Raw genomic sequence first — 25,520 nt, 5'->3', positions numbered from 1 at the left:
GGCCACCAAGAAATGGTCCATGCCCATCAGGAACTGGGGCATAATTTTAAACCAGTTCCTTACGATCTATGAAAAAAGGGTCAGGCTCTAGAAAAGCCAACCCCCGTTATTTTCAACTTACACACTTATTGGGATAGTGTCAAATTATACTTAGCAATATGTGCCCAAGTGCTATGGGAGCAATTGCTAAATGGCTGATAAACATTATTATAAAAATCTATAATGCCTGCCTCTTCTGCCATTTTTCTTGTGCTCAATCCAGACCAACTACCTAAGTTTACTTCTGTTAAAAATGAATATCTATGAGCATTGATAAAGTCTTCCTCACTTTTGATGTATTGCTCCATTAATTCGTTTTCTTCCGAATGTTGGTTTCTTTTATGTTCTAGGTCAAGTTTAAGTTGTCCAAGTCCATGAATAATAAATTTCTCTGAATGCTCCTTTGGATTATTCAAAACCCAAGCTAGATTAATATGGTTATCAGCCATTGACCTAAGTAGGATTGGAGCAATTTCTCCGTTCCAAATACTAATGTTTTTGGCTATTTGAATAGCTAAGGAAGTCTGTCTTGATAAAATACCTCCAATGACTTCATAGATAGCATTTTCCACTAGACTGATATTCCAATTATTCCAACGAACCTTTAATTCATTAGTAATATTTGAAACATAGCTATCAATTATTTCTGTTAAATCAATTCCCTCTTCCATAAACTCTAAATCAAGCACGGTTCAAGTTCAAGACATCGATTCCAAAAGTAGTTCTTCCACTCTGTATCATTTTCTATACTTCTTTCGCTCAAAAGAACATTGCTAGTTGCCCTAATAAAACTTGCAACTTTTCTAGACTCCTCTGTATCTGGGTATTTCAAGATTTCATTAATATCGGGTTCTTTGGCAGAATCTACCAAAAATAACTTACCGCATGAACCCAAAAGATAGACAGCATTTGTTAAGGATATTACTGATTCTTTGCTGCGTTTATCATAGAGATTAAACAATATACCTTTAATAAACTCAATGTTCTCCCTGGTGACTTTATCAGGCTTGAATATTTGACATAGGGGGCAATTTGGAAAAACGTTTAGCAGGTCTATCAGACCATCATGAATTTCACTATAAAGTTTCTCTTCTTTAAGTTTTTCGGTAATGGTGGTAATTTGAGAATCACTTAATTCTCGATACCAATTAATGTAATACGGTACTTCCTTTTTAATCTCTAAAGAGTCAATAATTCTAGTCAACTCTTCAATTAATAATGAACCTTCTATGATACCGAACTTCTCAATGAGAACTGATATCCAAATAATTTGGGGTATACCGCTGTCAACATATGAGTAGTCCGTATTAATATTAAATGACATTAAGGGGGGAATCAGTTTTTTACCCTTCTTTTTGTGGTCTGATAATACTTTCTTTCTTTGTGTTGACATTCTGATTGAATGAATTTGGAGTCCTTAATTCACAAATTTAATATTATAATACTTTACTCTAAGATGGGTTCGTTTCCTTTAAGTACTTGGGTTTATTCACTAATTTCTTTAAATAATAATAGTCATATTTTAATCATATACTTGTTGAATATAAAACATTATCAGTAAATATAATAGATAGATAGCTGCTTTGGGAGCAGGATTATAGGTATTGTATCTTATTTAACCTCCCTTATCCATTCACCATCCCTTTCCCGTTTGTCAAAAAATGACATAGTTAATTCATCCAATATCTTTTGATGTTCCTTGTCCTTGACTTGATTCGGAAGTCCTCTTTGATATTTATGGTTTACTGAGGTGGGTTTATGTCCCAATAGTGATTCAACCACTAAATCATGAATTAATAGGTTACCTGCTATTGTTCTAAAGATATATCTGGGGGTTTTGGTGGTAAAATGAGGTTTAACGCCCATGACTTTAGATATACGCTTTAAAGTTGCCCCATACAGCCTTGAGGTGTATTTATCTGTATTTGGGTCGGGTAGGAATGAGAATATCCTATCACTCTCTTTATTCCCATGTTTTTGAATTACAATCTTGGCAAATTCACTCAGCATATTATCTACTGTTCTACCTCCATCAGGTTTGCCATTATTCTTAAATCGTTTAAAAACTAACCTATCGTTTTGAAGATTGACCCATTTTAGATTGGCGATGTCTATAAAATCATGCCCTCCAATATGGATTTGGAAAAGAAAAATGTCTATTGCCCGTTGCATGCTTCTCTTTGTAGCATCTGTTGCATTAGGATGTTTAAAATGTTTTAATGCTTTGACATCACTTAAATTCCATCGTTTGGCTTGATGCTCAGGGCTAGATGTATTCTTGATTAATCCTTTAAAAGGTTCAGTTTGCTTTACCTCAACTGGCTTCCTTCTTTTAGCCTCATTATGAATAATGCGCATAGACCTTAGATAATATGAAATTCCACCTTCATTTGTGCCACTTTTGAGTTTATATATGCGATAATTTGCAGCCCATTCATAGGTAATGTCATTCAAACCAAAGGGCTTATCTCCCATATAATTCTTCACCTCTCTTATTGCAGCTTTTAGGTTTTCTGTTTTTTTCCCTTCAATCTCACGTTCCTTTATTAGTTTGTTGGAAAAATCATAGAAATCTAGAAAAGCTGTGTACTCTTCTAGCTTTTTCTTTAATGCCCAGACTTCAAGGTCACTCTCTTTTTGAAGTTGTGGAAAAACATCATCAATTGGTAAATCCTGAACAGGTTTTAACCTTATAAGTAATTTACTTAATGCCTCCTGTGCTTCCTTACTTTTCTTGGTCTTACTTTTTTGATATTGTTTAAGGGAAATATGTTTGCGTTTTTGAGAAATAGTACAGTATATTTGCAGCTTGACTGGATAACCCTTTTTGGTGTTTCTTCGAGTGTCAATAAATATTGAAGCTAATAGCATTTTGCACAAGATTTGCACACAAATTAGTGAAATTTTAGTCAAAAGCTCTTTAAGAAAAAAGAAAAAACTTCAAATAGTTTAATTTAAATAGTTGAAAATCAACTAAAAGACTATTTCGGGATGTGGCGCAGTCTGGTAGCGTACGCGCATGGGGTGCGCGTGGTCGCTGGTTCGAATCCAGTCATCCCGACGAACCACTAATCAAGTGGTATCAAAGCACTGTCAACTGACTGATTGACAGTGCTTTTTGTTTTTTATGCATTCATTTGATATCATTTAAATACATATAAAAGGTGTAGAGTTCGGTGAATGGTTCGGTACGTTCCTTGTGCATAATTTAGCTACAGCTTGACGCTGTTCATGGGTGTTTTGCAAACCTGTTTTGTCAAACCCAAAAGTTATGTATTATGCGCAATTCCAACACTTTAAAAGTACTTCTTTTCACGCGGGACATTTCAAATAATCCCCAAAAGCTGACCATTTATGCCCGTATCACCGTCAATGGGAAGAGGGCCGAGATAAGTCTTAAACGATATGTTTCGGTGAATGAATGGGATGAAAATAAGGGAAGGCTCCATGGTCTGACCCACAAGGCCCGTTTATTGAACAGCTATCTTGATGAGGTGTATGCTGCAATCATGGACACCCACAAGGTATTGTTGCGGGAGGAAAAAGTAATCACAGCACAGGCCATTAAGGCCCGTTATCTAGGACAGGACGAGCAACATAATACCCTGCTTGAACTTATCGAGTATCATAACAAAACACAAAAGAGTGTACTCCGCCCTGGAACGATGAAGAACTATTATGGGACCAAAAAGTATCTCCTTCGTTTTTTGGAATCCAATTACAAACTCCCCGACATCCGTTTGAAACAATTGAACTATAAGTTCATTACCGATTTTGAACATTATCTACTGAACGGCCCTGAATTGCAAAAGGGAAAGAAGTGTACCAATAATGGGGCGATGAAACACTTGGAGCGTTTAATGAAAATGGTCAAGCTGGGCGTCAAGTTGGAATGGTTGGACAAAGACCCTTTCATTAACTATAAGCTCCGGTTTCATAAAACTGAACGTAGTTATCTAACGGAAAGGGAACTTAGGCTCATTGAAGAAACGGACTTCACTGGAGCAGGCTATGAAAAGGTCAAGGACACCTTTCTTTTTTCCTGTTATACCGGGCTATCCTATATCGATGTCCGGGAACTTGAAAAGAATCAACTGGTACTTGGTATTGATGGAAACCAATGGATCTATACCAAAAGGGAAAAAACTTCGGAAAGTGTAAAACTGCCCTTATTGCCCAAAGCAAAAAAAATCATTGAAAAGTATTGGGACAGTCCAGAGACCGATACAAAAATACTACCTGTGCTTTCCAACCAGAAGACAAACAAATATCTAAAGGAAATTGCAAAGGCCTGTGGTATTTACAAAACCATATCCTTTCATTCAGCCAGGCACACTTTTGCAACAACGGTAACCCTTTCCAATGGTGTACCAATTGAAACCGTTTCAAAAATGCTCGGCCATACCAAACTGTCCACTACCCAGATCTATGCAAGGGTACTGGAGCATAAGATAGGTAAGGACATGCAGAACTTGATTGACCATATGAACCAAAAGGAACATAAAAAGGCAATCGGGGATTGAAAAGGGTATTCAGAACTACGACTGAATGGGAGTTGTTCGGAATAGCAAGAGGGTGATGCGCAAATTGCGCCATCACGGTTGTTTTTGGGTCTTCAACAAGTTGAAAACCAGTGAGTTGATAATATTTTGGAATACTGTACAAAATCAGGGGCTACAGTAGACTTTTCCGAAATCTACAGTAAACCCTTTGGGAAGCCCTGTAAACACTGGAAATTTTTGACGCAAAAATTGACGCAATTTCACTAAAAGACAAAATCGCACCTATGGAAAAGCAATCAACAAATGACAGAACAAAGAAAGGGACAGGAGCTTATTCCAATATCACCATAAAGAAAGAAACGGCCACACGCTTGGATAAGCCGGGTAAACTGACCCACCTTCGCCGGATGAAACTGACCAGGGTAAACGAACTGCCTAGATTTGATCTATCCTTGGGTTAAACTTAGTTTTTATTTTTCAATTTTCTTCTCATTGATTCTCCTTTTATGTCGATTCTGTGTGCCGTGTGCACCAAACGGTCGAGGATGGCATCGGCCAGTGTTTTTTCACCTATGATGTCATGCCATACTTCGACTGGTAGTTGTGATGCTATAATAGTGGACCTTTTGCCGTGACGGTCCTCGATGATCTCCATAAGCGCATGCCTGTTGATGTTGTCCAATGGTTTAAGGCCGAAGTCGTCCAAGATGAGCAAGTCCTGTTTTTCAAGTTTGTTTATCTGTTTTGGATAGGAACCGTCGGCCTTTGATGTCTTGAGCAGGGTAAAGAGCTTGGCGGTGTTGAAGTACATGACCTTTCGCCCCAAGGAGCAGGCCTGGTGGCCAATGGCCGAGGCCAGATAACTTTTTCCCACACCGGTACTACCTGTAATAAGTATGTTCTCCCTTTTTGGGATGAAGTCGCAAGAGCCTAGTCGCCGGACCAGGTTCTTGTCCAGTTGGCGTGACGGTCGGTAGTCGATAGCTTCCATGACGGCCATATACCTGAACCTTGCGGACTTGGTCAATCGCTCTATCCTACGGTTGTGCCGGTCGTCCCATTCGCTCTGGATGAGATAGGCAATGAGTTCGTCATTGGTATAGTCGGTATCGGCACCTCCGGTTTCCATTGTTGTTGCAAAGGCCCTGTGCATTCCAAAGAACCTCATTTCTTTCATCAATTGCATTGTTTTTTCGTTCATATGTCCAGTTTTAAGTGTTTTTATTCATAGTATTTTCCGCCCCTTATGTTCTTGTGTTCGGGCATTTTCGTTCCTTCATCATTATGGTCATCGATCTGGTCCCATCCCTTTTTGAGGATGCGCTCTACCATATTGTAATTGTACGCCCCATATTCCGAGGCACGCCTACAGGCACCGTCAAGACGTTCCCTTCCGTACTTTTTGGCAAGGTGGAGCACGCCGAGGCAGGATTTGTAGGATTGCTCGGGGTGCTGCTTTTTTTCCAGGATGGCAATGATGTACCCTTTACAGTATTCGCCGATATTGCCCGCCCAATCGATGAACCTTTCGCTGCTCCACTCGCTTACGAAACGATGGTGCGATGGCATATGGTCGGCCAAGGTGGTATATCCGTATTTTTTCCTGTTCCTTGTATGTACGGCGAACCTTTCGTGCTTATGGTAGATCTCGACGATACTGTCGGTATAGACCAGCTTGACCTGTTTGCCTATATGTCTGTAGGACACGCTGTAATAATGCTTGTCCTTCCCGAAATAGATATGGCTGTTCTTGTGTACGGTGGCCTGGGCATAGCGTTTTACCTCATAGCGTTTCCCTGGCAGGGGCATCAGTTCTCCCTTCTCGATTTCCCTGAAAAGCGAACGCCTGGAATATTCCCTTCCCCTGAACGACATTGCATTGTGTTTTTCCAACAGTTCCCTTATCGCCATGTTGAGATCCGTTATGCTGTGGAATACCTGGTTGCGTAAAGGGGCGAACACCCTGGTGTAGATTATCTTCACGGCGTTCTCCACTATGGCCTTGTCCCTTGGCCTATAGGTACGTGTGGGCAGTACCGCCGTTTCGTAGTGTTCGGCAAAGTCGGCGAACACCTCGTTGACCTTGGGCTCGTAACGGCTGCTCTTGGTAACCGCCGACTTCAGGTTGTCGGGCACCAGGGCCTTTGGTACGCCGCCATAGAACCATAGGGAGTTCTCGGTGCAGCGGATGAAGTCCTCCAGTTTTTGGCTTGCACAGGCCTCTACATAAGTGTATTGGCTGCTACCCAGTATGCAAACGAACACCTCCAGTTCCCTCAGTTCACCGGTCTCCCTGTCGACGATATGGAGTTTCTTTCCCGTGAAATCGATGAACAGCTTGTCACCGGCCTTGTGCTCCATGTGCATTACCGGAGAGGTCTCCTTGCGCCATTCGGCGTACCAGTACTTGAACTGTGAGAGTTTGAAGCCATCGGGGTGCTTGGCATGATATTCCTCCCAGAGCAACTGTCGGGTAACCCCGGTCTTTCTTATTTCCTTGTCAAAATAGGGAAAGTACTGCCTTAAGGTCAGCAAACGTTGGCTCTTGCGCTTTTGCCCGTCCTTAAAAAGGCCGTGGAGTTCCTCCAGGGTCATCTTCTCCACTTCGTAGGCCGTAAAACGGTACCGCCTGAAGAATTCGATGTACTTCCTGACCGTGACACGGGATATGCCCAATTGTTGGCTTATCCCACGCTTGCTCGTACCGGAGGTGTACAGTTTGTATATCAGTTTTGTTTTTCGCATGTCTATCTGCTTGTTCGCCATGGTGCTTTTTAACAAAAAAAGCACTTAGACTTTTTACAGATAGATCTAATCTAAAGGTGGTCCACTTTGGCCCGGCGGGGGTGGGTCACTTTCGTCCGGCCAGCTATGGTCACTTTAACCCGGCGAGGGTGGTATACTATGTCCGGCGTTTCCACTTCAGGGCATGCTCCAGGTCGACCGCGGAAATTAGAGAATCAACTGGTTTGGTATTAATGGTAAAGTCGACACACTTTGCGCTAAAAGTCTAACAAAAATAAGGTCTGGGCTCAAAGATCTTTTCTTTTGGTACTATGGAATTCTTGGTGAAGACCAAGATGCGGTACATGTCCTTGTCCCATATTTGACCAGGTATAAAATGATGTAGTTGGATAGCTATGGCTAAGCTTGTTCTTTTTCTAGCTTGGTGGACTGTTTTTTGATCAGGAACCAAAGAAAAGTGGTTTTATGGCGAATTATTTAACATATGTTAATTAGGTTAAGGTGGTTTCATAGGTAGTTTTATAAAATAAAAAAAGGGAGGCATTTAAAGGTGCTGTGGTATTCCTGGTATTGAATTTGATTAAAATAAGAATCAATCTTTGATATGGGAATCATTTAAGGCAATCTTATGTTTTCATGAACGGACTTCGTAAACAAGTTGCTCATAATCAACGGAACGGAGGATGTCTCAGCTATGGAATGAATTCAAACATCAAGTAATGGTGGTAAAAAATGGGCCAGATGGGACCGAAGATAGGCTTGTGTTCAACATTGATAGGAATACGTATGTCGAAACCATAAGCAGTTCTGGTTGTGCAAGGAAAAGTATAAGCTCCAATCAAGCATTGATTTTAATGACCATGGAAGGGGAACAGACCGTTAGAACCCATATCAATAAGACGATGCTGGACCAAAATGAAATGGTTTTTCTGAACCAGGGCACTGACATTATAGGAGGGGAAATATGTATCGAAGGTGAATTCAATGCTGCACTTATTGTGTTACATGAAAGTTATCTTCAAGAGTTCAAATTAAAGTACCGGGATTATATAACCGCATCCATCAATCAATTCGACCAAAGATTGACAAAAGTGACAACACCGGCCAATGTGGTGCCCTATGTTGATTTTTTGAGAACCTATTTTAAAGAAAACAATAAGGTTGCCAATCCCATAGTCCGGATAAAGGTGGAGGGGCTTTTACTTATGATGTTACTTTCGGATAATAGTCTTCCATTTCAAAAATTTCTTCTGACCATTGGGGAGCCCGAAAATGTCAATTTCAGGGTGAAGGTGGAGCAGACTATGTACGAGAACTTGACCATTCCGGAACGTGCTGAACTTGCCAATATGAGCTTATCCAGTTTTAAGCGAAGGTTTGTGGAAGTATATAAGGAAACCCCTGGAAGATGGTTCAGAAGACAACGCTTGAAAAGGGCGGAGGAGCTCATACATATGAGTGGCAAAAACATATCCGAAGTGGCATATGAATTGGGTTTTGAGAACATGTCACACTTTATTGGTGCATTTAAAAAGCAGTTTGGGCAAACGCCGAGCCGAATTCCAGTCAAGGGCATCTTAAGGTAATGCATCAATTGATTCACATCCATTGTTTATCCGACGAATTTCAAGTTATTGGTGGATTCACATAAAAAGGAATGATTTTCAAACAATAAGCTGTCAATGGCCGGTTACAATTAAAACTGGAATAGATTTTAGGTAAGGGTCCGTGACAAATTGGTATTGATATAGTTGTCTATTTTAGATCATGTGCATCTAAACATAAAATAGGTTCCTTTGGATATTATGTGTTTTCTTTAATATAAAGATTCAACGAAATCAAAATGATAGGTTGCCGCTGTATGCATAAACTTTTATTTTAACTCATGTCAAACTGAGGCTTGGCAGTAACACTGAATTTATATTTGTCCCCTCTATAATGCGAGTGTTCCATCTCAACGATTTCACCGCTTTCACAAAAAATGGCCCCGTCCAAAACAAAAATCGCCATGGGCACTTCATTTTCAAAATAATTGTCCGGTTCCTTTGGCATAATAATAGTGTTACCCAAAGTACGTTCAACATTCTTCAACTGAAGTCCATATACTTTTTCATATAAGCTCATCAGGGATTGATTATCCAGATCAGCTAAGTTTATTTTTGGGCAAAGTGCCAATGAAATGTATTTAATTTCATCTTTTAACATAATGTCATCACCAAACCTTAATCTATGTATTTTTAAAACAGGACCCTTTAAAATATAGTGATGGTTATTGATTTTGGAAGAGACGCCTTCTTCCAAAATGGTTTTCTCCAAGATAACGTTTTTGGGTTTGAACCCCTCTCTGAGAAGGTTGTCATTAAAACTTTCCTTTACCGCATTGAATGCGCCCAGTACCCGCGTTAAATGGCGATCTTCGGTACGATTCAAAACAAAAGTCCCCTTTCCTTTGATTCTTTTCACCCATCCCTTTAACTCAACCTCTAGAAGACTTTTTCTTGCTGTGGTATTGCTTACGGAATACATTTCGATCAATTCATTTTCCGAAGGTACCTTGTCCCCAGGTTGCAAATCACCTGATTTTATCTTCAAAATTAGGTCTTTGCTTATACTCTCATACTTTGGAATTCCTCTTTTCATATTAGTATTATTATTATTTTGACACTAAAATAGGTCAATAATTTGCAAATATTTAAAATATGGTTATATTTGATGTCAAATAAACTTAGTGCGTTAAGATGAAAAACAAAAAATATATACCCTGGCTAATCGTATCAATGGTATTTCTAGCAACCGCGCTTAGTTTTTTGGATAGACAGGTGCTTTCCATATCCATTATCAAAATTAAGGAAGATTTCTACATATCCGATACAGCTTATGGTTTAATTAATACCGGATTTTTAATCAGTTATGCGCTAATGTTTACTGCGGGAGGGGTCCTCATTGATCGTTTTGGAAGTAGATTGGGGTTGACCTATTCAGTTGGTATTTGGTCTTTGGCCACAATGTTGCATAGTATGGCAAATAATGTATTCCACTTTGGAATATTCAGGTTCTTTCTCGGTCTTGGGGAAGGAGGGGCATTTCCTGGTGCTATCAAAGCCGTTGTCGAATGGGTGCCCAAAAAAAGGCAGGCTCTCGCCAATGGAATCGCAATTGGAGGTGCCGCTCTGGGAGCTGTTATAGCCCCCCCTTTGTGCGTGTACCTTATGGCTATTATGGGTTGGAGAGGGGTTTTTATTGTTACCGGTGTTTTTGGACTGGTTTGGGTTTTTGTTTGGCTTTTATTGCCAAAGAGGGAATCCTTGAAGGATGTTCCTAAAGTTGAAAATAAAACAAAGAGCTGGGGAGAAACATATAATGGACTTCGTAAAATATTGAAAAACAAGGAGGTATGGGTTTTCATAGCAATCCGATTTTTACTTGATCCCATATTCTACTTCTACATGTTCTGGATTCCAAAATATCTCAGTGACGCCAGGGGAGTGGAATTGGACAAGATCGGTGAACTATTTTGGATTCCATTTTTAGCACTTGGTGTTTCCAATATGCTTGGAGGATTTTTTTCAGATGGTATACTGAAGAGAACCGGAAACTTGAATCTTGCAAGAAAATCGATTATGGGCCTAGCAGCCTTTTTGACGGTTCCTGTATTGTTTGTAAAATATGTCCCAACGGAAGAATGGGTGATAGTGATCATGGTCATTGCATTTTTCGCGCACGGCCTTTGGATAACCAACTACATTACATCGATAAGTGACACTTTTGGAAAAAAAATCACCTCCACCGTTGTGGGACTCTCCGGTACGGCAGGTGCACTGTCGGCAATGTTGGTCAATCCGTTGATGGGCAAGATCATTTCAAATTTTTCCTATGACCCCATGTGGATATATTCTGGTCTGATGTATGGGGTCGCCTTTATATTGTTTTTGATTTTCATACCTAAGATTTCCCTTTTGAAGCATGTACCTGAACTATAAATTTTTTGTTTGAATTTAGTTAGTGCGTAAACAAAATTAATTAAAGCGTTATTAAAAACTGGATTATATGAAATTAACTATAAAGAAACAGCCACAAAGAATAGGTGTCTTTGGTGTCGGCTATGATGTGTATTGGGGGCAATTTGATGGCCTTCTGGACGAGCTGATGGGAAAACACCGGATATTTCTTGAAAAGCTCTCCGGTAAAGGTGCGGAGATAGTGGATTTTGGCATGGTGGACAATCCCAAAAAGGCCTATGAAAAAATAAAGGAAATACAAGCCGCAAACTTGGATATACTTTTTTGCAACATGTTGACATATGCAACTTCGGGAACCTTTGGAATAATTGCCAAAACGCTAAGCATTCCTATTGTAATGGTTGCTTTACAACCCTTAAAAGCGTTGGACTATTCAAAAGCGTCAACCTATATGCAACTGGTCAATGATGATATTTGTGCAGTTCCTGAATTTGCAGGTGTTGCTGTTCGAATGGGCAAAAAAGTGCCCGATATGATTATTGGAACCTTACATGATGATGGGCATGTCGAAGAAAAAATAGATGACTACTGTAGAATTGCCAAAGTGCTCCATGATTTGAAAAATGTACATCTTGGACATATTGGGCATCCATTGAATGCCATGCTGGATATGCATACCGATGCCACAATGATCACATCGACTTTTGGTTGTCATATTGTGGAATGTGAGGCAAATGAAATTGTCAGATATTACGATCAAATGACCAATGAGGAAATTTGTGAAAAGGAAAAACTGATTCTTGATTTTTTTGATACACCTGACCCGGTTTCAGACCCGATTTCATTGAAGCTTAAAGCTGATGATCTCCGAGTAGCGGCCAAGGTCAGCATAGCCTTGGACAAGTTTGTGAGTGAAAGGGAAATAGATGGTTTGGCATATTATTATGATGGTCCGGAAAACAGCGCAGTGCGGACGGTCATGTCCAACCTCATTGTTGGCAATTCCATCTTGACTTCAAATGGATTTCCCATGTGCGGTGAGTCTGATATGAAAACATTGGTGGCCATGCTCATAATGGATCGCTTAGGGATTGGAGGAAGTTTTGCTGAATTCCATCCGGTTGATTTCAATGAAGACTTTATCCTTGTGGGACATGATGGCCCACACAATATTTCAATTGCTGATGGCAAACCAATTCTTAGAAGTCTAAAAAAATATCACGGAAAACCTGGGCATGGGGCAGGTGTCGAATTTAAGATCAAGGAAGGACCCATAACGATGCTCTCCATTACTTCCACATTTGATGGAAAGTTCAAATTCATTATTGCAGAAGGGCAATCCGTCAAAGGTCCGATACCTCCGACCGGAAATACAAACACACGCGGTCATTTCAAACCGGATGTGAGAACATTTCTCTATAAATGGATGGCCGAGGGGCCAACACATCATTTTTCACTTGGCATTGGCCATCATGCCGAGATTATCTCAAAAATAGCCCATTACCTCAATATTGAATCGGTAATTGTAACAAACTAATTAATTCAATCTAAATCACATAATAATGAAACTAAACAAAATACTTCAACTAAGAAGAGGCTTGGCAAGACCCTTGGTCTTTACCATTCTCTTCCTTTGGGGTTGCTCAGTGAACATCTGGGGGAACACCTATGCTTTTGAAAATGAAGACCAGTACTCGATCTCCGGGAAAGTGGTCGATGAGAGCGGCGCTCCCATTCCAGGGGCAAATGTTGTGGAAAAGAACACCACCAACGGCGTGATCACCGATTTTGACGGAAACTTTACCATAGACGTTGTTGATGACAATGCTGTTTTGGTATTTTCATTTATTGGCTTTACCACCCAAGAAATAGCGGTTGCCGGACAAAATGAGCTGAACGTGTCCTTGGTAGAAGACCTGAGCAAACTCGATGAAGTTGTTGTGGTAGGTTATGGAACACAGCGAAAAAAGGACCTTACGGGATCAATATCACGTGTTGATATGACCGAAGTAAACCGACCATCAATCGCAAGTTTTGACCAGATGCTCCAGGGTCAGGTAGCTGGAGTTCAAATTTCGCAAACCTCGGGTGCTCCGGGAGGAAACATCAATATCCTGGTGAGGGGCATGAGTTCCATTACAGGGGGCAATCAACCTTTGTACGTAGTCGATGGATTTCCGATCGGGAGTAGCGATAATTCCGATTTTGGTTCGTATGGGGGGAACCTTTATTCTTCGGATGGCATTGCTAGTAATGGACAACAGCAACGTCTCAACCCTTTGGCTTCGATCAATCCATCTGATATTGAATCCATAGAAATCCTAAAGGATGCCTCAGCTACCGCGATCTATGGCTCAAGGGGTGCCAATGGCGTTGTCATCATCACAACAAAACGAGGTAAGGCCGGAAAGGCTGAAATAAGTGCTGAGGTTTCATTGGGTATGCAGTCAATAGCCAACAAGCTCACGCTGTTGAACAGTCAGCAATATGCTGAATACGTGGCCCAGGGTCGTGATAATGCCCATGTTTTTGCCGGGGGTTCTGCAAGTGATCCCAATGAGTTGAGAGCTAGTTCAAGACAAGTCAGACCTGAATTCAGAAATCCATCATCTATCACGACCAATACTGACTGGCAAGATGTCATTTACAGAGTGGCTCCCATTCGGAACTACCAGGTTTCATTCAACAATGGCAACGAAAACACTCGGTTCTTTATAGCTGGCGGATACTTCGACCAAGAAGGTATTGTTGAAACTTCCAGCTTTAAAAGGTTCAATCTTCGTACCAACATCGATTCCAATATCTCAGAAAGAATTAAAATTGGAACCTCCTTAAATGGTTCTTACAGTTATGGAAATTTTCCTAATACAGAAGGACATTATGGTACTGGAGGTCTAATCATGGCCGTTCTTTCAGCTTCCCCCACAATTCCCATCTATAATGAAAATGGCGACCCTTATTTTAACCAGGATGATGTAACCGACGGTTTGGGATGGTTGGCAAATCCCCTCGATCTGTTGAGTGGGTTTTCTGATGAGCGACGAACTGCCAATATTTTGTGGAACAATTATTTGGAGTACAAGCTGCTTGATGGCCTCACATTCAAAACCAGTATCGGTATAAACTATACTGCGGGGCAGACCGATATTTGGAGAACTTCCAAAATACCCAATTTCACAACATTGAACTACCCTGCCAATGCTGGTGTGAATCGCACCAATTCACTTAACTGGTTGAACGAAAATACGCTCAACTTCAAAAAAACCTTTAACGATAAACACCTATTGGATGTTTTGGCCGGATTTACGGTACAGAAGGATAGGTTTGAAATGGTGTCTGTTGGAGCTTCGGATTTTCCTACGGAGAATGTTCCGTACATCTCTGCAGGGATTGTAAATGCTGGTGACCAAATTATTTCAGAGTGGTCCTTACTATCCTATATGGGCAGGATAAACTATTCCTATGACAGCAAATATCTCTTCACCGCCACGGTACGACGTGATGGCAGTTCCCGATTCGGGAGCAATAATAAATGGGGTTCTTTTCCATCTATTTCCATGGGATACAATATATCCGAAGAAAGCTTCATGGATTCCGTAACTTTTATCAGCAATTTAAAATTACGCGCCAGTTATGGGCTTTCAGGGAACAATCAAATAGGAAATTACAATCATATTGGTCTATTGGCACAATCAAACTATGTGGCCAACAACAATCGAATTCCTGGTTTGGTCCCAAGTTCACTTTCAAATGAAAATCTTACATGGGAAAAATCCAAGCAGGTGAACCTTGGATTGGATATTGGCTTGTTTAAAGATCGAATCTCTTTGACCACCGATATCTACAGGGATTTAAAAACAGATCTTCTTCTCGCGGTTCAATTACCATCAGCAAGTGGTTTTGAGAGTGCCACACAGAATATTGGGGATATAGAGAACAAGGGGATAGAAGTGGGCCTGAACACAATAAACGTTACCGGTAATGATTTCACATGGACAACCAGTGCCACCTTGAGTGCCAATAGGAACGAGGTCCTGAAATTGGCTAACGAGAACGGTAGGATTTCCAATAATGCTTACCAGATCACTGAAGTTGGGGAGTCAATATCCAGTTTCTATATGCTCAATGCCATTGGTGTGTTCGCCAATTCAGCTGAAATAGAAGGTGCTGCCCTACAGCATCCACAGACGCAGGCAGGCGACCTTCGATTTGAAGATGTCAACAATGATGGCGTTATAGACAATGATGACCGTAAAATTGTCGGTAGCCCTTTTCCCGATTTCACTTGGGGATTGGATAATAGATTTACCTATAAAAATTTAAGCTTGAGTATATCGCTTGTAGGTTCCCAAGGGGCATCTACATACTTTCAAGGAGGCTCGGCCGTACTCAATAGTGCTGGGGTACAAAACCAGATTGCCGATATTTCCCTGGGAAGATGGGTTTCCGAATCTCAACCTGGGGATGGGTTTCAACCCCGTGCCATTCGAAGTAACTATGCAAATGCGTTTGGGACCAGTTCCCATTTTTTGTTCGACTCATCCTTTACTCGTATCAGGAATGTCAACCTTTCCTATAGCTTTCCTGTTGAGACCGCAAATAAATTAGGGCTAAACCAATTATCCCTCTATGCGGATGTGGCCAACCTTTACACTTTTACTGATTATCCTGGATACGATCCCGAATCCAGTACAGCAGGGAGTAACCTTGCGAGCTCAGGAATAGATTACTTCACTTTTCCATTGGCCCGTACCATTACCTTGGGTCTAAAACTATCATTTTAACTCATTAAAAAGTAGAACCATGAAAACATATAAAATAATAGTATTGACATTCATCGTTGTTTTTAGTTCTTGCTCTGATTTTCTTGAGTTAGAGCCCGAATACGTAGTCAACGAAGCGAGCTTTTACCAGACAGTGGAGGATTTTGAAACTGCAACGATCGGCAATTACTCAGAGTTACAGGTAATTTATGATGCATCCATATTGAAACTTGCGGAACTCACCACTGACAACGCTTATATACAATGGACCTCTCCCACCACTTCAGAGTTTGAGTGTGATGAGATGAGGCTCACCTCTGCCAATACCGAGATAAACACGGTTTGGAATCTCAGTTTCAAAACTATTGTACGTTGCAACACCATTTTGGAAAAAATCGAAATTGTGGATTTGGATGAAACCATAAAGGACCAGTATAAGGGCGAGGCACATTTTCTTCGGGCATTCAATTATTTCAACCTTGTCCGTCTCTTTGGAGATTTACCGTTGGTGGAAGTCGTATTCAATAGTCCCTCGGAAATAGGGACATACGATATGACCCGAAAACCTTCGTCTGAGATTTATGACCTGATCATATCCGATCTGGAAAATGCGAATTCATTGTTGCAAGGTATTGACCTTGGGAAATCCAGGGCTTCGGCTGGTGCTGCCCAGGCATTGTTGGGTAAAGTATACCTTACTCAAAAAAACTATGCTCAAGCCCTGACCACCCTGAAATCCGTTATTGATTCCGAGGAATATGATTTACAGGATGATTATGGGGAATTGTTTACCAATGGCAATGATGAACTACCTGAGTCAATCTTCGAAATAAAATATCTCTCTGGAAACATTGGTGAAGGAAATAGCTATTCAAGTTTGTTCACCCCTCCAAGTTTTAACGCCGCCATTTTTCCTGGGAACATGAACGGTACCGGAAGAATTGTCCCCACTTTGAATGTAAGGGACAGTTATGAAGATGGGGATTTGAGGAGGGAATTGTCCATTAAGGATTCACTTCTCTTATTGGATGGCACCTATGAGCAGCTTCAATATGGTCTAAAATTTGTCGACTTTACCGTAGGACTTCAGGGAGACGGAGGCATTAACTTCACGCCATTAAGGTATGCCGATGTGCTACTTATGTACGCTGAGGCTTTAAATGAATCCAATAGGACGGAAGAGGCATATCCCTTTATTAATCAGGTTAGAGCCAGAGCATCACTGGATCCATTGGATGGTTTGACATCGCAGGACTTTTCACTGGCTTTGGAACATGAAAGAAGAGTGGAGTTTCTCAGTGAGGGACAACGCTGGTTCGATTTACTCCGCACAGGACGAACCATTGAAGTACTCAACGCATACTTCCAGGACATAGGAACAAATTTCTCAGTCACGCAAACGGAGTTATTATTTCCATTGCCACAGAGAGAACTTGATATTGATCCAAACCTGGTACAAAATCCAGGATACTGATATAGTCGTTAGTTTGTGTAAAAATACCCAATCGCATCTTTATGATTGGGTATTTACTTTGCGCTCCGACTGTGATATATAAAGTTTAAGATAGACTTTGAACAAATACTTCCATGAAAAAGAACATATTCTTCATTCCCATTATCAGTTTATTTACCATTGGGATATTTCAATTTTCCCAAGCTCAGGAAGTAGGCCAATATGAACTACTGAAAGAAGAATTTAAGAGCCCACCGATGAGTTCATGGCCCAAAACCTATTGGTGGTGGTTAAACGGAAATATTGACACTACGCGGATAAAGGAGGAAATCACCGCCATGAAAAACGCGGGCTTGTCCGGCTTCGATATTTTTGAAATAGGTAAACGAAATAAAGATACCATTATTCCTACCGGCGAAATCACCTTTATGGGCGATGACTTTCTCCGCGCCGTTAAAATAGCGGTTGATCGAGCATCAGAGCTTAAAATGGAAGTAGGTCTTAATATGGCCAGCAGTTGGAATGCCGGTGGTGCTTGGGTAACCCCTGAATTTGCCGCAAAATCAATTTATTTTTCAAAAGTCCCTTATAAAAAGGGCAAGACCAAATTGCCTTTTCCAAAATTGACAAGGTATAAAAAGGAAGGAAAAATAGTTTTAAAGGAGGATGATAAAAATGTCCAGATCGAATTGGCCGATAATGGTAAACCGGTCTTTTATAAGGAGATTGCCATTCTGGCGATACCATCAGACAAAAATAAACTCCAAGTTACAGATGTGATTGACGTAAGCGCCTTTTATGATAAGGACAACGAAACCCTACGATGGAACGAGGAGGGCGAGTATGACATTTATCGGTATGTTTGCTCAAATTCAGGTGAGCAACTAAAACTCCCAAGTGAGAACTCCAAAGGCCCCATCATTGACCATTTTGACCCACAAGCAACGGAGTTTCATTTTAATTACATTATTGACCGTCTAAAAGAAACACTTGGCAATGATTTGCACAAATCAGCCTTAAAGAGCTTGTACTTGGCTAGTTATGAAGCGCTTGGAAATGTTTGGACACTAACACTCCCCGAAGAGTTCAAGCGATTGAACGGTTATGGGATATACCCGTTTATACCCGCTTTATTTGATAAAACCCTTTTTACAGAGGAAATCACATCGAAGTTCACCAAAGATTTTCAGTTCACCCTATCTGAGTTAATGATCAAAAACTTTTATAAGAAGGCGAAGGAAATCTGCAATGCCAATGGACTGCTCATCAATTCAGAATCAGGAGGCCCAGGGTTCCCATTGCACAATGTGCCCGCCGAACCCTTAAAGTCGCTGGGGGCCATGGATTTGCCCAGAGGTGAATTTTGGTTGAATTATAATCGCTTCAACGACGATGGTGTCGATATACTCAGGGTGGTAAAAGAGGTATCCTCTGCTTCGAATATCTATGGCAGGGGTATCGTGGAAGAAGAAGCGTTCACCAGTTTCCAACATTGGCAAGAGGGTCCATTTGATATGAAAAGCGTTGGTGATAGGGCTTTTTGTGAGGGAATGAATAAAGTAGTTGCACACGGAAGCAGTCACAATCCCAGTGGAATGGGATACCCTGGTATTGTTTATCATGCTGGGACCCACTATAACGATAAACGAGTATGGTGGTCCATGGTAAAACCCTTCAATACCTATCTATCCCGTATATCCAATGTACTCCAAAAGACAAAATTCCATGCTGATGTCCTGTACTATTACGGTGATGCCGCTCCCAACTATACGGGCCATAAGAATAGTCGCTTTACCATTGGACCTGGGTATGATTATGAGGTCATCAACACAGAGATTTTGGATGAGCTACAGGTATTGGATGGAAATTTGGTTTTACCTACAGGGGGTGAGTTCAAAATCCTGGTTCTTGCCAATGAGGATGAAATCCCATCGGAAGTGTTGTCCAAAATAACCGCCTTGGCCTCCAAAGGCGCGAGAATTATATCCGAAAAGCCTGAACGAATCCATTATAGGTCAAATACCAATGGCTCAAAGTTTAAGATGAAAGACATTGATGATCTTTGGATTGATGCCAAAATGGTAAAGAATCCACAAACTGTAAAGAACAAGGTCATTTCTGGAATTGAACCCATCTCCATGCTCCGGCTCCTCAATACGACTCCGGATTTTTATTATGAAGATGCCGCCTTCTCAACCTTGGACTATGTTCACTACAAGAATGGTTCAAATGATTACTATTTTGTGCGGAACACCACAAATGAATCGGTTACACGAGCGTTGCGTTTTCGTCAACAGGATAAGTCCCCTGAACTGTGGAATCCCATAACCGGCAAAATTTCACAGGTGACTATTTTTGAACAGGTGGGCCAACATATAAAACTCCCGCTCACGCTTTCTCCTTATGGATCATTGTTCGTGGTGTTCACCAAGGCGGAAAACAATGCAAAGTACAAAAGCATTGATTCGGGCCAATTACACCCGCCATCCATACAATTTACAGACAACGGAACCTATGTTATGGAAACTACCAAGGCCGTATTCACAAGGGACACTGGAAAGGATACATTGGTCAATTTTGTCAAAAATCAGTACTTGACCGGTGCATGGGAAGTATACTTCCCTAATTTAAAAAATGATAATGAACCTTTTGTTTTTCCCGAACTCACTTCTTGGACCGAGCATAGCAACGATGAGATCAAATTTTATTCTGGTATAGCCAAATACATCAAAACGTTCGAATATGAAATCAATGCTGTAAATGCTCCAGACCATCTTCTATATCTTGATCTTGGCGAAATCTCAAAAATTGGTGAGGTATGGTTAAATGGGAAATATTTGGGGGTAACATGGGCAAAACCACATCGTTTTGATGTTACAAATATTATTGCCCCCGGAAACAACACTTTGGAAATTAAGGTCGGTAATACATGGTCCAACAGATTGACCGGAGATGCCTTGACAGGCCAAAACCATACGTTTACCAATATCACGGAAACTGTTGTCCCAGGTCTGAACAAAACCCGGGTCAAATGGAAAGATGTACCATTAATTGTATCTGGACTAATGGGGCCAGTAAAGTTAATGACTTTAAGACCAATTGAATATTAACTATTTCCTATTACTCCAAAACGCAACTGTTACTATGTTTCTCTACGATATTTTTTTGGGCATACCCACACAATACTTTTTATATTCCCAAATAAAAAGGTACGTTCTTATTGGTGTTACTTTATTGAGTTTAAACGTGAACCTTGTCCAGGGACAGGATTCCAAGACCAATATCAGCCCTAATGTAATACTTATTTTTACCGATCAACAGCATGCCAATATGTTAAGTGCCGCAGGCAACCCTTACTTGGAAACCCCTGCCATGGACGAATTGGCCAATAATGGGGTTATGTTTACCGAATCCTATTGTACATCACCTGTATGTGCTCCAGCCCGAAGCAGCATAATCACGGGTATGATGCCACATCAGACCGGGGTCGAATGGAATGGTCAAAGTATAAAGGATAACATAGCCAATTCAGGAGAGCTTTTCCGTGAAGCAGGTTACCAAACCGTATGGGCTGGCAAATGGCATTTACAGGAAAGCTATCCACAACAATCAAAATATAAAGGGGGGAGGATAAAAGGTTTCGATATTCTTCCGTTTTGGAACGCCGATCAGGAACGATGGATACTAGGCTCGGAGACCGATCCACCTCTAACTACAGCAGTTGTTGATTATCTCAAAGCCTATAATAAAAATAAGCCCCTGTTCCTTTCCATAAGTTATCATAACCCTCACGATATCTGCTTTTACCCTAGAAAAAAAGGATGGATATCACCCAAGGATTCTCTGTTGGAAATTAGACATTATGGCTTTAAACATAATCTGCCGAAGGTCATAGGAACGCACCCAAAGAATTTAGCAAGCCTGCCTCCATTGCCCCATAATCACAACACTTCCGAGAAGGAACCTGATTTTATATTGGAAAAAAGAAAGCATCATGATGAATATGGAGTTGAAACCAAGTTGGCAAATAGGGAATTCGATGATTTGATTTGGAAAGGCTATTTAAATGCCTATCATAGACTGACGGAGGCAGTGGATTTAGAAATTGGCAAGGTTCTTAAAACCTTGAAAGAGTATGGTTATTGGGAAAACACCCTGATTATTTTCACTTCCGATCATGGGGATGGTGCGGCCGCACACAAATGGGCCGCCAAATTGAGCTTTTACGAAGAGGCCTCAAAAATACCAATGATAGTGTATTGGCCCAATATGAAGGAAAAAGGGATAATAGACCGCTTCCATGTGGTATCCCAGATAGATGTATTGCCCACTATGCTGGATTATGCAGGAATAGACACTTCAATCAACTTTACCGGAAGAAGCCTTAAGCCCATAATAGAGAACCGAAAATTTCAATGGAGGGAATTCACGGTGGTTGAACTTGCGGATTACAAAAAGGACAAAACACGCAAGGGCAGAATGATAAGAAAAGGGGCTTTAAAGTATATTATCTATAGTACCAAGGAGGAGCAACTTTTTAATGTCGAACGCGACCCTGGAGAACTCCAGAATTTGATTAATGAGCCAACACTTTTATACGCTCGAGAAGAGCTAAGGGCAAATTTGGCGGAATGGGCAAAGGAGACCTCAGATAGCTTTTCCTTAGAGATATTGGGGCTATGATCATAACACAATTAAGAACTATGAAGCACGGACGAGTTGACTATTTAAATGTGTAATTTCTTAAATAAAATATCAAATGACTGTTAGTGGATTTAAAATGAAACTTAAACCCGGTATGGGCGAAGTTTATAGAAAAAGACATGATAGCATATGGCCAGATTTGAAACAGGCCTTAGTGGAATCAGGAATTGTGGATTACGTTATCTTTTTGGAAGAAGAGACCGGGCAAATTTTTGCCTATCAGCATCTGTCAGACAGCAACACTATGCATAGTTTAAAGGATAACCCAATATTACGGCAATGGTGGGATTTTATGGCCGATATTATGGAAGTAAACCCCGATAAATCACCTGTAGTATCAGAACTTAAGAATGTTTTCTCATTAAAAAACACCCTATGAAGTCTCTAAACAAATGGCTTGTATTTTCACTGAAATCAATAGTCGTACTGACCCTCACATTGGCAAATTATTCGTGTGGGGAAAATCAAAGTGCCAATGTGGCAACTTCCGATTATCAAGACCTAAAAAGCAGTTTTAGCGCCCCTGGAATAAATGCACGCCCCAAAGTATATTGGTGGTGGCTCAATGGACATATCGATACCATTCGAATGGTAGAAGAATTGAGGGCCATTAAAAATGCGGGGTTGGGCGGTGTGGACATCTTTGATATTGGTGTTAAACCCTCAGGAAATCCAGATCAGATGATTCCCGGGGGACCTGGCTTTATGGGCAAAGAATCGGTGAATGCCATAAAAGTGGTTCTCAAAGAAGCTGAAAGGCTTGGTCTGGAAGTTGGCCTCAGCTTATCAAGTAGTTGGAATGCCGGTGGTAGCTGGGTAAAGCCCAAACACGCCGCAAAAACCATCTACTACTCAAAAATACTTATGGATGGACCAAGTAAGGGCGTAACAGCGCTTCCATTTCCAAAAATAACCCCCAATAGTAAAGGTGAGCCACGAAATATTGAATATTCAAAGAACGGCAGGCCTGCCTATTTTGAAGAAATCGCAGTTATAGCGGTACCTTCTAAAATGCAGAACCTAACGGATACAACAAAGATCATAAATGTCACAAGGTATTTCAATAAGGAAAATGAAACTCTTGATTGGAAACCAAGTAAGGGAAAATGGGACATCTACCGTTTTATCTGTTCAAATTCCGGAGAACAATTGATTGTTCCAAGTGAGAATGCCAAAGGGCCCATTATCGATCATTTTGATTCAACAGCGACCCAAATGCACTTAGAGTATTTCATAGATCGATTGAAGCCCATAACCAAAGATCTGCAAAATTCACCTCTTAAATATTTGTATTTGGCCAGTTATGAGGCCAAAGAGTTTGCGTGGACCCCAACTTTCCCTTCGACCTTTAAGGAAATCAATGGATATGAGGTGTATAAATTTCTTCCAAGTCTTTTTAAGCCCGAAGTGTACGATTCCCTCTTAATTCAAAAATTCAATCATGATTATGCAGAGACCTTTTCTGAACTAATGATCGAGAACCACTATGGAAAGGCCAAAGAAGTTTGCAATGAACATGGACTGAAAATAAGCTCAGAAGCTGGAGGTCCGGGACATATGCATCATATTCCGGTTGAAACCTTGAAGGCATTGGGAGCTTTGGATGTCCCTAGAGGGGAATTTTGGTTCAAACGCCCATATCTAAACAAGGACAGCATTGATATGGTTTGGCTGGTCAAAGAAATAGCGGCAGCTTCACATACCTATAATAAGGAGATTGTGGAACAAGAAGCTTTTACAAGCTATAAGGATTGGCAAGAAGCACCCCATGACCTAAAACCATATGCCGACCGGGCCTTTGCCGAAGGGATGAACAAACTGGTCATCCACGGATTCTCACATAACCCATCAGAATACGGGCTTCCCGGAATAGCTTATTTTGCCGGGACCCATTATAACGACAAACGGGTATGGTGGCCGAAGGTAAGACCTTTCAACGATTACTTGGCCCGTATTTCCACAATCCTACAGAACAGCAATTTTGTGGCCGATGTCCTTTGGTATTACGGTGAGGAAATCCCAAATCTTGTTACTCCAAAAAATACACCGTTCCATATAGGTAAAGGTTATGATTACGAAGTCATAAATACAGAAATCCTTCTGAACGACTTGACCGTGAAAGATGGCAAACTTGTGTTGCCCGGGGTATCTGAATACCACATGTTATATGTCTCGGAAGAAGCATTGAGCCCAAAAACATTGGGTAAACTCGAAGAGCTGGTAAACATGGGCGCCCTAATAATTGGAAAAAAACCAACCCATGCCCCCGGTTTAATAAAAAAGGGCACCATGGATTCAGTTACATCGATTACGGACAGATCGTGGACAACATCTACAAAAAACGAGCCGCTTAAAAGAGGGAAAGTGAATGCCATAAGTACGCCCATTGAGGTTATGGAATCTTTGAACATCCCTCCTGATTTTGATTATTTCGATAATCATGTGGACCAAAGAAAAGCACCGTTGGATTATATACATTACCAAAAGGGAAGTTTGGACTTTTATTTTATAAGAAACACGACCGATACATGGATATCCAGGGACTGTAACTTTAGACAGGTCAACAAAATCCCTGAGATTTGGGATCCGGAAACCGGAGATATAATTCCTATAAATATTTATGATGGCAAGGAAAACGGCACAAATATCCCATTGACCTTAGCTCCTTATGGATCATATTTCATTGTGTTCAAGAATGGAATACCAGCGCCAAAATATACCGGTATCAAACCATTGAACAATGTACCCCCTAGATTGGATTATACTTCCAATGGAACCATCGCTTTGGATAGCACCGAATTGGAACTTCAATTACCAAAAGGTTCCAAAAAAGTGGCCCCATCAATGGAGAAGACCACCATACTTGGAAGTTGGCAACTGAGTTTTCCCTTACTTTCCGGGGAATCTTCTGAACCGGTCTTTCCCGAACTCATTTCTTGGACCGATGCCATGGAGGATGATATCCGCTATTTTTCCGGGATAGCCACCTACACAAAAACTTTTGAGTTCAGTAAAAATGACATTAGTGGAAGCATTTATCTGGATTTAGGGGATGTTGCCGAAATTGCCGAAGTATGGCTGAATGGCACTTCCTTGGGAATCACTTGGACAAGGCCTCATCGATTCGATGTGAGCTCCATTATTTCGGAAGGAACGAATACGATTAAAATCGAGGTGGCAAACACGTGGTCAAATAGGTTGACAGGTGACGCAAGAACCGGTAACAAGTCAACCGAAACCAATATTGTGAAAGCTAATAAGAACCTGATACCTTGGGAAGAACTTCCGTTAAAGAAATCGGGTCTCTTGGGTCCCGTAACAATCCAAAGCTACAAAGCACTTTAACATAGTCGTA

General features: G+C 40.9%; 17 protein-coding genes and 1 tRNA gene. 12 read left to right on the top strand and 6 right to left on the bottom strand.

What is annotated here, in order from left to right; translation table 11 throughout:
• Positions 1 to 125 precede the first annotated feature (125 nt).
• From AC13CC_RS01480 to AC13CC_RS01470, 3 genes are all read right to left on the bottom strand, one after another.
• Positions 126 to 728, bottom strand: a complete 603-nt coding sequence (locus AC13CC_RS01480; RefSeq protein ID WP_482877260.1) for a DUF5677 domain-containing protein — start codon at positions 726 to 728, stop codon at positions 126 to 128.
• Positions 716 to 1,432, bottom strand: coding sequence for a hypothetical protein (locus tag AC13CC_RS01475; RefSeq protein ID WP_482877259.1), 717 nt, complete (start codon positions 1,430 to 1,432; stop codon positions 716 to 718). The genes AC13CC_RS01480 and AC13CC_RS01475 overlap by 13 nt, the downstream gene beginning before the upstream one ends.
• Positions 1,433 to 1,650: 218 nt before the next feature.
• Entirely contained in the window at positions 1,651 to 2,910 is a 1,260-nt protein-coding gene (locus tag AC13CC_RS01470; protein ID WP_482877257.1) for a phage integrase SAM-like domain-containing protein, read from the bottom strand.
• 116 nt (positions 2,911 to 3,026) lie between these two features.
• Between AC13CC_RS01470 and AC13CC_RS01465 the strand changes: the two genes are divergently transcribed.
• The 3 genes from AC13CC_RS01465 (at position 3,027) to AC13CC_RS01455 (ending at position 5,002) form a co-directional block, all read left to right on the top strand.
• A tRNA-Pro gene (locus AC13CC_RS01465) sits at positions 3,027 to 3,100 on the top strand.
• 217 nt (positions 3,101 to 3,317) lie between these two features.
• Entirely contained in the window at positions 3,318 to 4,562 is a 1,245-nt protein-coding gene (locus AC13CC_RS01460; RefSeq protein ID WP_292966730.1) for a site-specific integrase, read from the top strand.
• A gap of 263 nt (positions 4,563 to 4,825) precedes the next feature.
• Positions 4,826 to 5,002: a hypothetical protein gene (locus AC13CC_RS01455; protein WP_482877255.1), complete on the top strand. Its 177-nt coding sequence runs from the start codon at positions 4,826 to 4,828 to the stop codon at positions 5,000 to 5,002.
• 2 nt (positions 5,003 to 5,004) lie between these two features.
• On the opposite strand, the gene istB is transcribed toward AC13CC_RS01455, so the two are convergent.
• Together istB and istA are read right to left on the bottom strand one after the other, a co-directional pair.
• Entirely contained in the window at positions 5,005 to 5,742 is a 738-nt protein-coding gene (istB, locus tag AC13CC_RS01450; RefSeq protein WP_482877253.1) for an IS21-like element helper ATPase IstB, read from the bottom strand.
• Positions 5,743 to 5,762: 20 nt separating this feature from the next.
• On the bottom strand, positions 5,763 to 7,307 hold the full coding sequence (gene istA, locus AC13CC_RS01445) for an IS21 family transposase (protein WP_482877251.1): 1,545 nt from the start codon (positions 7,305 to 7,307) through the stop codon (positions 5,763 to 5,765).
• 698 nt (positions 7,308 to 8,005) lie between these two features.
• Between istA and AC13CC_RS01440 the strand changes: the two genes are divergently transcribed.
• Entirely contained in the window at positions 8,006 to 8,872 is an 867-nt protein-coding gene (locus AC13CC_RS01440) for a helix-turn-helix domain-containing protein (RefSeq protein WP_482877250.1), read from the top strand.
• Between the two features lie 292 nt (positions 8,873 to 9,164).
• On the opposite strand, the gene AC13CC_RS01435 is transcribed toward AC13CC_RS01440, so the two are convergent.
• Entirely contained in the window at positions 9,165 to 9,926 is a 762-nt protein-coding gene (locus AC13CC_RS01435) for a GntR family transcriptional regulator (RefSeq protein WP_482877248.1), read from the bottom strand.
• Between the two features lie 137 nt (positions 9,927 to 10,063).
• On the opposite strand from AC13CC_RS01435, the gene AC13CC_RS01430 reads away from it, so the two are divergent.
• The 8 genes from AC13CC_RS01430 (at position 10,064) to AC13CC_RS01395 (ending at position 25,510) form a co-directional block, all read left to right on the top strand.
• The gene (locus AC13CC_RS01430) at positions 10,064 to 11,266 is read left to right on the top strand and encodes an MFS transporter (protein WP_482877247.1); all 1,203 of its coding nucleotides are present in this window, start codon (positions 10,064 to 10,066) and stop codon (positions 11,264 to 11,266) included.
• A 67-nt stretch (positions 11,267 to 11,333) separates the two neighbouring features.
• Positions 11,334 to 12,782, top strand: coding sequence for a hypothetical protein (locus AC13CC_RS01425; RefSeq protein ID WP_482877245.1), 1,449 nt, complete (start codon positions 11,334 to 11,336; stop codon positions 12,780 to 12,782).
• Between the two features lie 25 nt (positions 12,783 to 12,807).
• Positions 12,808 to 16,029, top strand: coding sequence for a SusC/RagA family TonB-linked outer membrane protein (locus AC13CC_RS01420; protein WP_482877243.1), 3,222 nt, complete (start codon positions 12,808 to 12,810; stop codon positions 16,027 to 16,029).
• A gap of 19 nt (positions 16,030 to 16,048) precedes the next feature.
• Positions 16,049 to 17,482 carry a RagB/SusD family nutrient uptake outer membrane protein gene (locus AC13CC_RS01415; RefSeq protein ID WP_482877242.1) on the top strand — a complete coding sequence of 478 codons (1,434 nt, stop codon included), beginning with the start codon at positions 16,049 to 16,051 and terminating at the stop codon, positions 17,480 to 17,482.
• Between the two features lie 113 nt (positions 17,483 to 17,595).
• A complete protein-coding gene (locus AC13CC_RS01410) occupies positions 17,596 to 20,571 on the top strand; it encodes a glycosyl hydrolase (RefSeq protein WP_482877241.1) in 2,976 nt (991 codons plus the stop codon).
• A gap of 34 nt (positions 20,572 to 20,605) precedes the next feature.
• On the top strand, positions 20,606 to 22,144 hold the full coding sequence (locus tag AC13CC_RS01405) for a sulfatase family protein (RefSeq protein ID WP_482877239.1): 1,539 nt from the start codon (positions 20,606 to 20,608) through the stop codon (positions 22,142 to 22,144).
• A 97-nt stretch (positions 22,145 to 22,241) separates the two neighbouring features.
• Positions 22,242 to 22,544 carry an L-rhamnose mutarotase gene (locus AC13CC_RS01400; protein WP_482877237.1) on the top strand — a complete coding sequence of 101 codons (303 nt, stop codon included), beginning with the start codon at positions 22,242 to 22,244 and terminating at the stop codon, positions 22,542 to 22,544.
• A complete protein-coding gene (locus AC13CC_RS01395; RefSeq protein ID WP_482877235.1) occupies positions 22,541 to 25,510 on the top strand; it encodes a glycosyl hydrolase in 2,970 nt (989 codons plus the stop codon). Before AC13CC_RS01400 ends, AC13CC_RS01395 begins: the two co-directional genes overlap by 4 nt.
• Positions 25,511 to 25,520: the final 10 nt, after the last annotated feature.

The sequence above is a fragment of the Flagellimonas sp. L-11 genome (genome assembly GCF_056857735.1).
This window is presented reverse-complemented; position numbering and strand designations above follow the sequence as displayed.

Bases quoted from the DNA above. Each gene is read 5' to 3' on its own strand.
- AC13CC_RS01475 (WP_482877259.1), bottom strand. From the start codon at position 1,432: ATGTCAACACAAAGAAAGAAAGTATTATCAGACCACAAAAAGAAGGGT.
- AC13CC_RS01470 (WP_482877257.1), bottom strand. From the start codon at position 2,910: ATGCTATTAGCTTCAATATTTATTGACACTCGAAGAAACACCAAAAAG.
- AC13CC_RS01460 (WP_292966730.1), top strand. From the start codon at position 3,318: ATGCGCAATTCCAACACTTTAAAAGTACTTCTTTTCACGCGGGACATT.
- AC13CC_RS01455 (WP_482877255.1), top strand. From the start codon at position 4,826: ATGGAAAAGCAATCAACAAATGACAGAACAAAGAAAGGGACAGGAGCT.
- istB (WP_482877253.1), bottom strand. From the start codon at position 5,742: ATGAACGAAAAAACAATGCAATTGATGAAAGAAATGAGGTTCTTTGGA.
- istA (WP_482877251.1), bottom strand. From the start codon at position 7,307: ATGGCGAACAAGCAGATAGACATGCGAAAAACAAAACTGATATACAAA.
- AC13CC_RS01440 (WP_482877250.1), top strand. From the start codon at position 8,006: ATGGTGGTAAAAAATGGGCCAGATGGGACCGAAGATAGGCTTGTGTTC.
- AC13CC_RS01435 (WP_482877248.1), bottom strand. From the start codon at position 9,926: ATGAAAAGAGGAATTCCAAAGTATGAGAGTATAAGCAAAGACCTAATT.
- AC13CC_RS01430 (WP_482877247.1), top strand. From the start codon at position 10,064: ATGGTATTTCTAGCAACCGCGCTTAGTTTTTTGGATAGACAGGTGCTT.
- AC13CC_RS01425 (WP_482877245.1), top strand. From the start codon at position 11,334: ATGAAATTAACTATAAAGAAACAGCCACAAAGAATAGGTGTCTTTGGT.
- AC13CC_RS01420 (WP_482877243.1), top strand. From the start codon at position 12,808: ATGAAACTAAACAAAATACTTCAACTAAGAAGAGGCTTGGCAAGACCC.
- AC13CC_RS01415 (WP_482877242.1), top strand. From the start codon at position 16,049: ATGAAAACATATAAAATAATAGTATTGACATTCATCGTTGTTTTTAGT.
- AC13CC_RS01410 (WP_482877241.1), top strand. From the start codon at position 17,596: ATGAAAAAGAACATATTCTTCATTCCCATTATCAGTTTATTTACCATT.
- AC13CC_RS01405 (WP_482877239.1), top strand. From the start codon at position 20,606: ATGTTTCTCTACGATATTTTTTTGGGCATACCCACACAATACTTTTTA.
- AC13CC_RS01400 (WP_482877237.1), top strand. From the start codon at position 22,242: ATGAAACTTAAACCCGGTATGGGCGAAGTTTATAGAAAAAGACATGAT.
- AC13CC_RS01395 (WP_482877235.1), top strand. From the start codon at position 22,541: ATGAAGTCTCTAAACAAATGGCTTGTATTTTCACTGAAATCAATAGTC.